The sequence below is a fragment of the Cohnella sp. GbtcB17 genome (assembly GCF_019091135.1).
Lineage (GTDB): Bacteria > Bacillota > Bacilli > Paenibacillales > Paenibacillaceae > Cohnella.
Window position 1 is genome coordinate 48,063 of record NZ_JAGXJW010000035.1, and the last position, 13,426, is coordinate 61,488.

Annotated in this window: 12 protein-coding genes; 5 read left to right on the top strand and 7 right to left on the bottom strand. The window is 60.6% G+C overall.

Translation table 11 applies throughout. The annotated features are described in order from the left end of the window. Positions 1-43 precede the first annotated feature (43 nt). The 3 genes from KVT38_RS19500 to KVT38_RS19510 form a co-directional block, all read right to left on the bottom strand. Positions 44-1,192 carry a PP2C family protein-serine/threonine phosphatase gene (locus KVT38_RS19500; RefSeq protein ID WP_217595414.1) on the bottom strand — a complete coding sequence of 383 codons (1,149 nt, stop codon included), beginning with the start codon at positions 1,190-1,192 and terminating at the stop codon, positions 44-46. 170 nt (positions 1,193-1,362) lie between these two features. Next, entirely contained in the window at positions 1,363-1,689 is a 327-nt protein-coding gene (locus KVT38_RS19505) for a YflT domain-containing protein (protein WP_217595415.1), read from the bottom strand. Between the two features lie 76 nt (positions 1,690-1,765). Beyond that, entirely contained in the window at positions 1,766-2,341 is a 576-nt protein-coding gene (locus tag KVT38_RS19510) for a DUF948 domain-containing protein (protein WP_217595416.1), read from the bottom strand. A gap of 379 nt (positions 2,342-2,720) precedes the next feature. On the opposite strand from KVT38_RS19510, the gene KVT38_RS19515 reads away from it, so the two are divergent. The 4 genes from KVT38_RS19515 to KVT38_RS19530 all read left to right on the top strand — a co-directional run bounded on the left by KVT38_RS19515 (position 2,721) and on the right by KVT38_RS19530 (position 6,737). After that, positions 2,721-2,885, top strand: a complete 165-nt coding sequence (locus KVT38_RS19515; protein WP_090108542.1) for a DUF1328 domain-containing protein — start codon at positions 2,721-2,723, stop codon at positions 2,883-2,885. A gap of 309 nt (positions 2,886-3,194) precedes the next feature. Beyond that, entirely contained in the window at positions 3,195-4,181 is a 987-nt protein-coding gene (locus tag KVT38_RS19520; RefSeq protein ID WP_217595417.1) for a nucleotidyltransferase family protein, read from the top strand. 41 nt (positions 4,182-4,222) lie between these two features. Next, positions 4,223-5,404: a glycosyltransferase family 4 protein gene (locus KVT38_RS19525; RefSeq protein WP_217595418.1), complete on the top strand. Its 1,182-nt coding sequence runs from the start codon at positions 4,223-4,225 to the stop codon at positions 5,402-5,404. After that, positions 5,394-6,737, top strand: coding sequence for a hypothetical protein (locus KVT38_RS19530; RefSeq protein ID WP_217595419.1), 1,344 nt, complete (start codon positions 5,394-5,396; stop codon positions 6,735-6,737). Before KVT38_RS19525 ends, KVT38_RS19530 begins: the two co-directional genes overlap by 11 nt. A gap of 760 nt (positions 6,738-7,497) precedes the next feature. Here KVT38_RS19530 and KVT38_RS19535 read toward each other — a convergent pair. Together KVT38_RS19535 and KVT38_RS19540 are read right to left on the bottom strand one after the other, a co-directional pair. Beyond that, positions 7,498-7,977, bottom strand: coding sequence for a hypothetical protein (locus KVT38_RS19535; protein WP_217595420.1), 480 nt, complete (start codon positions 7,975-7,977; stop codon positions 7,498-7,500). A gap of 147 nt (positions 7,978-8,124) precedes the next feature. Further along, the gene (locus tag KVT38_RS19540) at positions 8,125-9,312 is read right to left on the bottom strand and encodes an RluA family pseudouridine synthase (protein ID WP_254639354.1); all 1,188 of its coding nucleotides are present in this window, start codon (positions 9,310-9,312) and stop codon (positions 8,125-8,127) included. Positions 9,313-9,608: 296 nt separating this feature from the next. On the opposite strand from KVT38_RS19540, the gene KVT38_RS19545 reads away from it, so the two are divergent. Further along, complete coding sequence (locus KVT38_RS19545) at positions 9,609-9,935, top strand: hypothetical protein (protein ID WP_217595421.1); 327 nt, start codon at positions 9,609-9,611, stop codon at positions 9,933-9,935. A gap of 64 nt (positions 9,936-9,999) precedes the next feature. On the opposite strand, the gene KVT38_RS19550 is transcribed toward KVT38_RS19545, so the two are convergent. After that, positions 10,000-10,668 carry a tetratricopeptide repeat protein gene (locus tag KVT38_RS19550; RefSeq protein ID WP_217595422.1) on the bottom strand — a complete coding sequence of 223 codons (669 nt, stop codon included), beginning with the start codon at positions 10,666-10,668 and terminating at the stop codon, positions 10,000-10,002. Positions 10,669-10,761: 93 nt separating this feature from the next. Beyond that, positions 10,762-13,284: an ATP-dependent helicase HrpB gene (gene hrpB, locus KVT38_RS19555; RefSeq protein WP_217595423.1), complete on the bottom strand. Its 2,523-nt coding sequence runs from the start codon at positions 13,282-13,284 to the stop codon at positions 10,762-10,764. Positions 13,285-13,426 lie beyond the last annotated feature (142 nt).

Genomic DNA, 13,426 nt, shown 5'->3' on the forward strand with positions numbered 1-13,426 from the left:
CGGCTCGCTATGTAAAAATGTTTGCGACGTCGCTAAACCGCCATCAACGATGAGTTTTTTTAACTTCGACCCTGACCAGGCAACGATCGTCCGGCCGCCGGTCCAGCGACTCCTGGACGAGCAGGCTCTCCAGCGCCTTGTGGTCGCCTCCGGCCTCCAGAATCGTGCCCGTGAGCTGCTCGATCCGCTGCTCCATGTCGCCGGGAAACAAATCGAGCAACCCGTCCGTGAAGAGATGGAGCACGTCTCCTGTCCGGATGCTTGCCGTCTCCATCTGCACGTCCATTTGCTCGAACATGCCGATCGGCGGCGCCGTCGCGTAAAGCTGCTGCGTACCGCCGTCTCCTCGTGTGATAAGGCCCGGAGGATGGCCGGCGTTGACGTATTCGATAATTCCGTTCTCCAGATCGATCCAGGCGCATATGCCCGTGCAATAGTATTGAACCATCTCGTTCTCGTACTGCAACTGCAGCAAGCGCCTGTTCAGCTCGTGCACGATACGCTTCGGGGTGACCGTCGTACGCATTGCCTCGTGCAGCACGGAAGCGGTGAACATGCTGATCAGCGAGGAAGAGATCCCGTGGCCCATGGCGTCCATGATCGCGATCAAGTAATGCTTCGAATCGAGCGCATGCCAGGAATAAAGATCTCCCGCCAGCCCCTCGGAGGCACGAAAGAATGCTTGCACCCTCAGGTTGTCGCCGTCGACGTCGTTGGGCATAACCGCCTCCTGAACCTGCCTGGCGAGGCTCAGCTCCTCATGCAGCCGCCGATCCCGCTCTTTGTGCCAGTCGAGCTCGCTCTTCAGGCGAAGGGCGGACCTGATCCGCGCCAGCAGCTCGATCTTGTTGATCGGCTTCGTCACGTAGTCCGACGCGCCGGCGTCCAGCGCCTCAGCGAGCTTGCGCGAGTCGCCGATCGCAGTCACCATGATGACCGGAATATCGCGAAGGCGCTCGTCCTTCTGGAGCAAGGCGCAGGCCTCGATGGCGTCCATGCCGGGCATCATAAGATCAAGCAGAATCAGATTGATCGACGTAGGCGCCTGAGCGCCTAGATTGTCCGATCTTAGTATATCGAACATCTCATCGGCTGAATAGGCGATCTGCACGTCCTCGTAGCCCGACCGGTTCAGCATCTCCCGGACAACCATCACGTTCATCGGATTGTCGTCTACGACCAAAATGCTCATTGTCCAATTCTCCTCGCGTATATCATACGTTAAAGTTATCTCAGCCCATAGCCCGCTGTAAAGCAATGCCGGCAAACGGGAATAAGGAATGAGCAGGCGAATGCCTCTCATTCCTTATTCCCGTCAACCAAGCTTCCTAATCTCGCAAGGCGAGCCGCGCAATCTCAACATCAATGCTTCGCCAGGACGAGCACCTTGCCGCGATCAAGCTCTGCCTCGTACTGCTCCGCCTCGGAGGAATCGAACCCGAGCGCCTTGATCTTGGCCCTCAGCTCGTCGCCCCGATCCCTGAACAGATTCGCGACGGATTGGATGACGCCTTCTTCGGAGGCGCCGATCGTGTTGGCGTTCGCGACGTCCGCGATCCGGTCCGTACGGCTCTCGCCGTGTGCCAGCACGTAAATCTCCTCTTCCCGGTAGCCTTGGCGGTGCAGATCCTTGACCGTGTCGAACGCTTCGAGTCCGTTGTTAACCAACTTGGCATAAGCCCTGTCCATGTCGATTCCTCCTTATCGTTCGTTCCTCGTTATCTTTGTCGAAGCCGATCGGCGACGACTTGCCTTCAATCGATTTTCAGTTGTGACTGTGTCCGTTATATACCCTGTGCGAGCCGGGCTGAAACGGCTCCGGGACATACGCCGCGCTGTCGTACAAGCGGTGTTCCTCTTCCTGCCGTTCGGCGGCAACGATCGCTTTTTCTTCTTTGTTCTGCTGCTTGGCGCTGCGGATCGCGGATACGACGTTCATGCCGATCTTGAACCATTCGGTCCAAGTCTTCTTGTTCTCCGGACCGGGCTCCAGCGCGGCGACCTGCTGTCTGACCGCGCGGGAGAGCGTCGAGGAGATGTCCTTCACGGCTCCCGTCGTTTCCTTCAGCGTCACGCCCGCATTGCGAGCGGCCTGGAAAAAGTCGTCCGTCGACCGAATCTTGTTTTTCACGTCCTCGGAGATGACTTTGACGTTGTTGGTCAAGTCCTCAACCTTCGTATGCAGCATCCCTACCGTCTGATTCGCTTCCTTGATCGTGCCCTGGACGGAGACCAGCGTCTCCCGGGCCGCCTTCAAGGTGACGATCAAGTATACGCAGAGGGCGGCGAAGCTGATCGCGACGACGACGACGCTCCAAGCCATCAATGCCTGGTTGCTCATGCGTATCACCTTCCTTTCAAGGGAATTTCGATTGTCTCTTGCCTATCGTCAATTACCCTTGCCGGCAGACGGCGAAACGACGTATGCCCCCTCTCGGAAACGAGAAGCTCGGCGCCCCCGTGCGTAATTTCAAGAAGTTAATGTAGGATTAATTTGCCTTGATTTGCAGGTGATTCAGCCGGTTGGGGCAGTGGTAAGGATGCAGCAAGATCATACCGACGCTCGAAACTAGCGGGAGCCGATAGGACGAACTGAAATTCGCGAAACGATCGAAGCGTCCTTCGGCAAGGCGGTAGAGTCGCTCCATGAAAGCTCGACCACCCCGACCCGCCACGATCCCGCAAGGTATGATTATCATTCATACTTAGGAGGCGTTCTTATGTTATACTGGGCGTTTATCTTCTTGCTCGTCGCCATCGTCGCAGCCATCTTCGGATTCGGCGGCATCGTCGGCGCCGCAGTCGGCGTAGCCAAGTTCCTCTTCTTCTTGTTCCTGATTCTGTTCGTCGTTTCGCTGATCTTTGGCCGTCGCCGGAATTTATAACAGCGATGAACGCACAGCGAAGGCGCCGCTACTGAATAAATGCGCCGAATAGAGCACTTATATAAGTAGCGTTAACCCTTCGTCACAGTCAAACAGACCCGATCGCAAAAAGGCAATCGGCCGCGGGATCTCCCGCTGCGGTTGCCTTTTTGCTTCCCTCCTGCGCCAGGATTGTTCGGAAAATCCATGCGAAAGGAATGAATTTCTGACAATTCCTGTTTCATCGGACGTCAAAATGCGTTAATTAATGTACATGCCGCTTGCGCCGTATCAGCCATGGCAATCCCCGTTACGGAGGTCGACAAGTCCATGCAAGCATTGTTACTCGGCGCGAATCCGGCGGCAGATGGCTTGGGAGCATGGACGACTCCGATCGTCAATCTCCCTTGGATCGAGCATTGGGTCACGCTGGGCCGCGATCAAGGCGTCCAAGAAATTGTCGTCGCGGTCGGCCGGCAGGATCAGGAAGATTTGGCGGAGCTGCTCGGAGACGGATCTCGATTCGGCGTGCGAGTCGTCTATCAGACCGGTTGGGAACAGTTCGGCTCGGCGGGTACGATCAAGCTGGCGGAGCCGCTGCTTCAGGACCGGTTCGTCGTCTTGCATCCCGCTGCCGTTCACGCTTTTCGCCTCGACCAGGCCATGGCGTACCATGACGATCGGGCTGCGATCGTCACGATGTGCCTGACGTCTGGCAGACGCGATTCGCCGTACGGCATCGTACAGGTCGGATCCGATGGAGACGTCCTCTCGCTCGTCCAAGAGCCAAGCACGCAGAATGCGCCGTCTATCCTTCTCAACTCGGGCGTATACATGATGAGTAAATCCGCGCTGTCGCTCATCCCTGTAGGTCGACACGTCTCTTTGGAAAACGAAACATTTCCTCTCCTGATCGGCAATGGAAGCAAGATATCCGGCTACATACCGGACAACTTTTGTACATTTGCAACCATGCCCGAGAGCTATGCCCAGCTTCACTGGGACCTGCTTGACCGCAAGCTTCCGCTTTCGATCAGCGGTACGGAAATGAACGAACAAGGCATTTGGATCGGCCAAGGCGCGGTCATCGGAAAAGGCGTGCTGCTCGTACCTCCCGTCGTAATCGGAGAGCATGCCACAATCGGCGACAAATCGATCGTCGGGCCGTATACGGTTATCGGCTCGCGTTGCGAGATCGGCCGTGAGGCCCGAATCGCAAGGACGATCCTCCCTTCGCGATCTGTCGTCGGCGATTCGTCGCTGCTCAACGGATATGCATTCGGCTTGGGCACCACCGTCGCCGAAGCTGCGCTATGAAGTCGGCAAATTCGCTACTACAAGCTGGAGGTGCGACATTAATGAGTCCAAAAACTTTTCAAATCGCCTATGTGAGCACCTACGTACCGAAGAAATGCGGCCTGGCCACATACACGCACCATCTTCGGGAAGCGGTTCGGGTAGCCCACAACGGCATTTTTCCGGATCCGATCATTGCCATGTGCAACGAAGACGAGCTGGAACTTTATAATGAAAGCTGGCATTATCCCCTTCTTAAAAACGACAAAGAAGAATATCGCAAGATGGCGGACTATTTGAACCGGAGCGCCGTCGACATCGTCTCCTTGCAGCATGAATTCGGGATTTTCGGCGGAGAGGCCGGCTCCTACGCGCTAGAGCTGCTGAGCAGGCTGAACAAGCCGGTCGTCACGACCTTTCATACCGTATTTGAAAACCCGCAGGAGCCCTATGCTGCCGTTCAAGCCGAAATCGCCAAGCGAAGCGATCGCATTCATGTCATGAATCGCAAGGCGATCGGCTATTTGAACGACAACTTCGGCATTCCGCTAGAGAAAATCTCCTATATTCCGCACGGAACGCCCGTTCCGAGCAAAGCGGACCGGATCCGCACACGCAGCGAATACGGCTGGGAGCAGCGCAAGGTCGTCTTCCAATTCGGTCTGCTCAGCCGCAGCAAAGGCGTAGAGCTGATCCTCCGCTCCATGGCTGCCGCGGTCAAGGCCGTGCCCGATCTGCTCTACGTCCTGGCCGGTCAAACGCATCCCGAAGTGCGCAAGCACGAGGGCGAGGCATACCGGGAGGAGTTGAACGCCCTCATCGAAGAGCTCGGTCTGCAGCACCATGTGCGCATGATCGATCGTTATATCCCGGAAGAGGAGCTCACCTCTTTGCTGCAGGCATGCGATCTGTACGTGACGCCGTATCCCGGCATGCAGCAAATTACGAGCGGCACGCTGGCATATGCGGTCGGTCTAGGGCGCCCGGTGCTCAGCACGCCTTATATTTACGCCAAAGATCTGCTTCAAGGCTGCGAGGAGCTCCTGCTCCCTTATGGCGACATTGAAGCTTGGAGCGTGAAGCTCATCGAGCTATTCTCTTATCCGGAGAAGCTCAAGATGTGCGAGACAAGGGTTGCCGAAATCGGAAAAAGCATGCAATGGCCGGTCGTAGGCCAAGAATACCTGCAGCTGCTGGAACGGACCGCTGCGGAGAAACGTTGGAGGATGGCCGATGTTATATAACCCGAAGGGGCGGAGCCATCCGCCCTCTTTTACCCATTTGCGGAGAATGACGGACGATACGGGACTGCTCGAGCATGCGCTCGGACGCACGCCGCGCAGAGGCGAAGGTTATACGACGGACGATAATGCACGTTCGCTCTGGACAGTCACCGAATGGCTGCGGGACGTCCCGGGCGCCGAAGTAAGCGAGTCGGACCGCATACAGCTGCTCGAGCTCGCTTCCATTTACTTGTCGTTCATGCTGTGGCAGCAAAAAGAAGACGGCTGGTGGCACAACAACGTCGCGTACGATCGCTCTCCCGAAGCGGAATCGGTGTCGTACGACTGCCAGGGAAGATCGATCTGGGCATGCGTCAGCGCCTGGGTCGGGCTGCCCGACTCGCACAAGGACGCCGCGAGATCGATGTTCGAATGCGCAATGCCCACGCTCGGACAGCTCGGTTCGCTGCGCGGCAAAGCCTACGCGCTGTCGGCGTGCGCGCATGCGCTCGAGAGCGAGCGCGCTGGCGCGATCGCCTTCAAGCCGGGCTGGCGCGAGCAGCTCAAGACGCACGTCGTCCGTTTCCAAGACGAGCTGATCGAGTCGTTCCTTCGTCATTCGGACGCCGAATGGCGCTGGTTCGAAACGCAGATGAGCTACGGCAACGGCGTGCTGCCTTGGGCGCTGCTGCGGTCCTACCGGGTGACCCACGCGCCGGAAGCGCTGGAGATCGGCCTCGACAGCCTGTCCTCTCTTCAGGCGGCCATGACCGCGGAAGAAGGCTGGTTCCGCCCGATCGGCAATTCCGGCTGGCGCACGCGCTCGAGGAGCAGCAAATGGGACCAGCAGCCGCTCGAAATTTTCAAGCTGGCGCTGGCGCTCGAGGAAGGCGCGGTCGCGCTCGAGGAAGCGGGCAAGCAGGGCGTTGCGTTGCTGCTTGCGTACGATCAAGGGGCCCCGGCAAAGGGGGGCTCTGCCAATGCGAGATCGCCGGGCGGAGACCGCGGCAACGGCGGCTTCCGAGGCAACGGCTCCATCCGGGCGCCGGAAGTAGGCATCGCGCTCGCCGTCCGCGCTGAGACGGATGACGGTCAGGTCGAGGACCGCGGCGCAGCCACAACGGCCAGCGAATCCGACGCCCACGCGATCGAGGTCGCCGACTACGCGGCGCAGCTGCGGTCCGCGCGCAATCGCTGCCTCCAATGGTTTTTCGGCGACAACGACCTCGGCGCCATCATGGCCGACGCAAGCGACGGCAGCGGCTGCGACGGCCTCCAGGAAAACGGCCCCAACGTCAACTGCGGCGCCGAATCGACCATCGCCTATCTGATGACGGCGGCCTTGTGCCGCTGAAGGCTTGGACAGTTTAAGCGGATCCCCTGCCGGGAGGCGGGGGATTTTTGGTGTGTGCGGGGGGATCCGCGAAGTATCGATCTACGTGCATACTTGGGCTGGTTAATCCTCGCGGCTTCGCTGACTGTCGATCTACGTGTATACTTCGGCTGGTTACTCCTCGCGGTTTCGCCAACTGTCGATCTACGTGCATACTTGGGCTGGTTACTCCTCGCGGTTTCGCTGACTGTCGATCTACGTGCATACTTGGGCTGGTTACTCCTCGCGGTTTCGCTGACTGTCGATCTACGTGCATACTTGTGCCGGTTACTCTTCGCGGTGTCGCCAACTATCGATCTACGTGCATACTGGGGCTGGTTCCTCCTCGCGGTTTCGCTGACTGTCGATCTACGTGCATACTTGGGCCGGTTACTCTTCGCAACCTCGCCAACTATCGAGCTACGTGCATACTTGGGCTGGTTACTCCTCGCGGTTTCGCTGACTGTCGATCTACGTGCATACTTGGGCTGGATACTTCTCTTGGTCTCGCCAACTGTCGATCTACGTGCATACTTTGTCTGATTCAATTTTCACTTCGCATAAAATTGCATAAGCTTGCTTCCCTGCGACCATTTCAACTCAACGAGTCCCTTCTTTTCAAGTTGTAACAAAGCTACTTTAAGCTTAGGGTGACTAACCTGAATATCGTTGGACAGCTCACCTAGCCTTATGCGATCCGCGCGCTCCCGCGCATAGTGCAGTATCGCCCGCTCGTACACGTTCAGCCTTGGTCGGTCCTTAGGAGCGATAAGCCCCATGCCGACAGCGCAGCGATCAGCGTCTGCTGGCAGCGTCGCGGCTTTTCGATCATGTCGTCGCGCGAAAAGCGAAGCAGATGCCAGCCGTCGATAAGCAAATGGTTCTGTCTCTCCAGGTTGTCGGCATACTGCCACCGACTCACGTCACGCAAATGCATGCCGAAGGCATCCGCCTCCATCAGCAAGCCTTTGGGGCGCGGGATCGGATGGAGAAAGCCGTAGTTGCTAAAGCGCGTTCCGTCCTTCAAATCTCTGATCTCCATCTCCGGAATCAAGCCCTCCAGGTCGCCTCTTACCTCCCACCACACGTTTTGAGCCAGCAGCTTCTCGTTGAACCGGTCCAGCAGCAACCTGCGCTTCCGTTCCCCCGTGCTCGCCTTAATCGCTCTCTCCATCATTTCGTCGTATGCGCGCTCGAACGCCGTATTCGACTTCGTGTCCATCTTTAAGTCCTCCTTCTGAGAAAATAAAAACAGGCCGCCCGCCGGATATGCTCCGGTGAACGGCCTGTGCTTCAGGACCTTGCAATTATGTCATTGCTTATAACATACCTTTTGCGCTGAAAAGATGCAAGCGTATTATTCCATATCCTATGCGCGCAGCTTGGCCAGCGCCGCCTCGAAGTCCGCCGGCAGTGGAGCTCTGACCGACAGCCGCTCGCCCGTCCACGGATGCGGCCAGATGAGACGTTCGCCGTGCAGCGCCTGCCGGGAGATCACCGTGCGTTTGCCGCCGTAAAGGCCGTCGCCGGCAAGCGGATGTCCGATCGCGGCGAGATGCACGCGGATCTGATGGGAGCGCCCCGGGTCGAGACGCAGGCGGACAAGCGTGTAGCCTTGAAATCGCTCGACGACCTCGTAGTGCGTGACGGCCGGATCGCCGGTCTCGCTCACACGGCGACGCGTAGAATGGTGACGGTCCTGTCCGATCGGCAGGTTGATCGTGCCCCGCTCCTGCGCCAGTTCTCCTTCAGCCAGCGCGAGATAAATGCGCTCGATCTCTTTTTCCCGCATCGCCTTGTCGTATTGATAGTGGGCAAATTCGTTTTTGGCGTACAGTACGGGCCCCGTCGTCTCTTTGTCGATCCGGTGGATATGCCTGATCCGCACGTCCTGCCCTGTCATCTCGTAGTATGCGGCGACGCCGTGCGCCAGCGTGCCCCGTTGGCCTCGTTCGCTCGGATGAACTTCGTAGCCGGACGGCTTGTTCACGACAAGCGTGAAGTCGTCCTCGTACAGGACGTTCAGCTCCATCCAATCCGGCGGAAAATCGCGTGTCTCGCGCGGAAACAGCGCAAGCCGGAGCGAAGCCCCCTGCTGCACAATGCCTTTGGTCTGCGCAAGCTTCGAAACGAGCTTCGGCGCGAGCGGCGTATGCTTCATAATTTGCGGCAGCGGCGCCGCAGCCAACTCGCCCGGCAGGCGAAGCTCCATCCATTCCGCCTTGCGTCTCCCCAGCTTGAGCAAGGAATCGCTCATGCCGGCCAGCGCGGACGGATTTCCTTTCGGACGGCTTCTAGCTTCTCCGCCACTTCCGCGTCCGGTGCCGGCGTAGCCTCGGGAAGCCTCCTGTCTCGACTGCCCCCGCCCGCCGTCTCGGGCGCTGCGATCCGCCCTCGGACGGTCGGTTCCGTTTCTGCCCGCTCCCGAACCGCCCCGGCCCCGCTGCCGATTCGCGTCGTCGCCGAAGCGCGAGCCCTGCGCCGCTCCCCGGCTTCCCTGCTGCTGTCCCTTATGCTGCTTCGGCTTGCCCTGCCGATTGCGTCCGCCCCCGCTCATGCGCTTCAACTCCGTACTCTCATAGGTTCTTCTTCGCACAATATAAGTGAACGGCTTATGGATGTCAATTTCGTCGCCGTTCGCCACCATCCGCGTCCGTTCGTCGATTGCGATCGAACGCCGCAGGAGAGTCTTTTTGTCGGTTCCGGTCGGATCGGATTACAATTTGATTACAGACCCCGGTTTCGATGCTTCTGGACAAATAGCGTCAATTTACACCCGTATTCATGCCGGGACCTTCGTGTTATTTTGAGATCGGGGACATGCCCCGAACATCGCCAAGGAGGCAGAGCGCTATGAGCACGAACGACGAGCAGCTGGACCAAGAGGTATTGGAAGCGCATACGGAAGAGCTTGGCGAGGAGGCTTCCGCGGAGGATACCGAGGCCGTCGCGTCCGCTGACGATTCGGAAGAAGCCGAAGTCGAAGCGGCGCCCGCCGTCGAAGACGCCGTACTGACGGACGACTGGGCCGTCCAGGCAGATGCGCCTGCCGCATCGATCGAAATTGAAGAGGCGACCGAATCGGACGCGGAAGACGCGGCCGAAGCCGTGGCGGAGGACGATGCCGAAGCGGTAGCGGAAGACGAAACAGCCGAGGAAGAAGACGCGTTGGCGGATTAAAAATGAACCGACTGCAGCGGGACCATCGCCGATGGCCCCGCTGCATTTTTAACGCACAAAAGCGCTAGCGGCCGCGAACGGACGAGAGCAATGCCCATCTGCGTTCCCGCCGCTTCATATAGCGCGGCAGCGTCCGATAGACGCCGACGCAGTCCCGGTAAGCCTGCTTCGCGGCCGCGCGGTCGCCAAGCCTGTCATAGATTTTCCCCAGCAAATAGTAGGCTTCGCACGAAGAAGCATGGACGTCCTGGAACGCCCGCAAATAAGCGGCAGCCTTCTCGTCGTCTTTGCCGGCCCAGGCATCGCCGAGCAGCAAGTAAGGCAGTCCGAACTTGACGCGCGGATTAATGTCCAACGCCTCGCGCATATGCTTTTCCCCGGTCTCCAGCTGTCCTAGCGCAAGCTCGCACTGCCCAAGGTCGCTCCAATATTCGGCGGATTGCGTCATCCGGTCCTCCATGCCCGCCAACAGGCTTCGCGCTTCCTCGAACTTGCGCAGCCCGATCAGCTCGTGCGCAAGCTCCGACTTGGCAGGCGTGTCATGCGGGTTAAGCAGCAGCTGACGCTTGAGCTTGCTTACGCGGCTGCGCCGCTTGAACGGCTTGAGCAAGCTCGGGGTAATGCCCACAAACCGCCGGTCGAGCACATAAATAATGACAAGCAGTACAATCAGCGCCAAAAAAGGATTACCGAGCAGCCATGAGAGCAAAACAAAAATAAAAAAGATTTTCATCGAGCAACCTCCCGATCGCCTTCACGTGACACAATAAGCCGGCGCATGCGCGCCTGATCCGATCATACCACATACTAGGAAAATAAAGGGAGTCTACGTTCGCGGACGAACCCGGCTGGTCGCTTGCGCCTGCATCGGATCGTCGGGCCAGTAATGCTTGGGGTAGCGCCCTTTCAAATCTTTGCGAACCTCGAAATAAGTATCCCGCCAGAAGCTCGCCAAATCACGCGTAACCTGAACCGGACGCTGGGCCGGCGACAGCAGGTGGAGCGTAAGCGATACCCTTCCACCCGCGATGCGCGGAGAGGCGGGCCAGCCGAACAGCTCCTGCAGCCTCGCGTGCAGCGCAGGCGCGGCGGGATCGCTGTAATCGACAGGCAAGCGGGAGCCGCTCGGTACGGCGACATGCGTCGGCGCTTCGTCGTCCAGCCTTCGGCGCTGCTCCCAGGAGAGCAGCGCCGACAGTGCCTCCGTCAGGTTCAAGCGCTGCAGGTCTCCTCGCGTCCGCATGCCGTGGACGAAGGGTCCGAGCCAGTCCTCCAGCCCTTCCAGCAGCGCGGATTCGGACAGGTCCGGCCAGCCTTCGGGGTCGTGCAGCCCTACGAATCTAGCACGTTCCAGCCATTGGCGTGACGCCTTGGACCAGGGCAACAGGTCGAGCCCTTCGAGCCGAATCCCGCCAAGCAGCGCCTCGGTCACGGCGGCCGGATCCGGGTCGGGGAGCGGCCCTTCGCGCAGCGTCAACGCGCCGAGATAGATCGTACGCCGCGCCCTGACGGCGCCAGCCCCCGCATCCCAGGCGATCGTCCGGCGCTCGGCGATGCGATCGCCGAAATGCCGCTCGAGATCGTCGGCCCGCAGCGGCGCAGCCAGCCGGATCCGCCCTTCGGTTCCCTGATCGTCGAGCTCCGCCGCAACGATCCAGGGCTCGCCGGCGAGCGGCTGTCCTTCGGGTACATAAGCGCCCCTGCCGCCCGAGAGCGTGAACCGACCGCCCCCGCGCAGCTTGCCGATCCGGTCCGGGTATGCGAACGCCAGCAGCAGACCGCAGTCGTACGCCGCCTGCTGCGCAGAACGAATCTTGCTCGCCGCGGCTGAACCAAAGCCCGAGGCATCGCCGCCTGCCGCCTTCAGCTGCGCTTCGAACTGGCGCGCCTCCGCCAGCAGGCGCTCCCTTCGGCCCGCATCGATGCGTCCGTCTCTCGCAGCCAGCGCGGCAAGTCTGAGCGACAGGTCCGCGTCGCCGACCTGCATCGGATCCCGATCGCCGAGCAGTGCGGCGATCCGGCAGGCATCGGCCGCGAGGCCGAGCGGCTGCGCGCGCAGCATCATATGCGCGAGCCGCGGATGCGCACCGAAGCGCGCCATGGCCGCGCCGTGCGGCGTCGGCGCGCCGTCCGCGCCGATGGCGCCCAGCGCGGACAGCAGATCCCGCGCCTGCGTGTAGGCCGCGGCCGGCGGCGCGTCCAGCCAATCCAGCTCCGCGGGATCGGACACGCCCCATACGGCCAGCTCAAGCGCAAGAGGCGCGAGGTCGGCCTCGCGGATCTCCGCCGTTCCGGCCGGCACGAGCTGCCGGTGCTCTTCCTCCGTCCACAGCCGGTAGCAGATTCCCGGCGCGACCCGGCCCGCGCGTCCGCGGCGCTGATCGGCGGACGACACGGGAATGCGTACCGTCTCAAGCCGCGACATGCCGGTTCGCGGCGAAAAGCGGGGCGCCCGCATCAGCCCTCCGTCGACGACGATGCGAACGCCCTCGACCGTCAGGCTCGACTCCGCCACGGGCGTCGCGAGCACGACCTTTCGGCGGCCGTTCGCGGCCGGCGCCAGCGCGCGGTCCTGCTCCCCCGGCGGCATGCTGCCGTGAAGCGCCACGATCTCTACGTCTTGCACGCCCGCTCCGCTAAGTCGTGTCTGGAGAGCCGCCGCCGTGCGCCGAATTTCCGCATAGCCCGGCAAAAAGACGAGTGCGTCGCCCTCGTGCCGCGCCAGCGCATACGCCGTCGTCTCCGCGGCCTGCCGCTCGATCGGCGCATCGGACCGACGATCGAGATAAACCGTCTCGACCGGATACATAATGCCCGCGCTCTCGATCACTGGCGCTCCGCCGAGCAGGCCGGCGACCGGTCCCGGCTCGAGCGTCGCGGACATGTCGAGCAGGCGCAGATCGTCGCGGAACAGGCTTTTCGCCTGCAGGCAGAGCGCAAGCCCGAGATCGCCGTTCAAATTCCGCTCGTGAAACTCGTCGAATATAACGAGCCCCACATCCGCCAGCGAAGGGTCCTGCTGCAGCATCCGCGTAAGCACGCCCTCGGTCACGACCTCGACGACCGTTTTCGGACCGGCCTTCGTATCCATCCGGACGCGGTAGCCTACGCGCTCCCCCGCCCGCTCGCCGAGTCCCGCCGCCATGTATTCGGCCGCGCTGCGCGCGGCGATGCGCCGGGGCTCCAGCATGACGATCTTGCGCCCCCCGAGCCACGGCTCTTCCATCAAGGCGATCGGCACCCGGGTCGTCTTGCCCGCGCCGGGCGCGGCGACCAGTACGGCGCCTCCCCGGTCCCGCAGCGCCGCCTTAATGTCAGGGATCGTCCGATCCACCGGCATCGCCGACATGCGAACGCCTCCTTCTCCTCATCTGTGTAACCAACAGTATAGCACGTCCGTCCGCCGCAGCAGGAGCCGACTTCGACGACGGGATATGCGCCGCGAACAACTCTCCAATTTTCCTCTTTCTTCCACAGGCGCAACTTCCCTT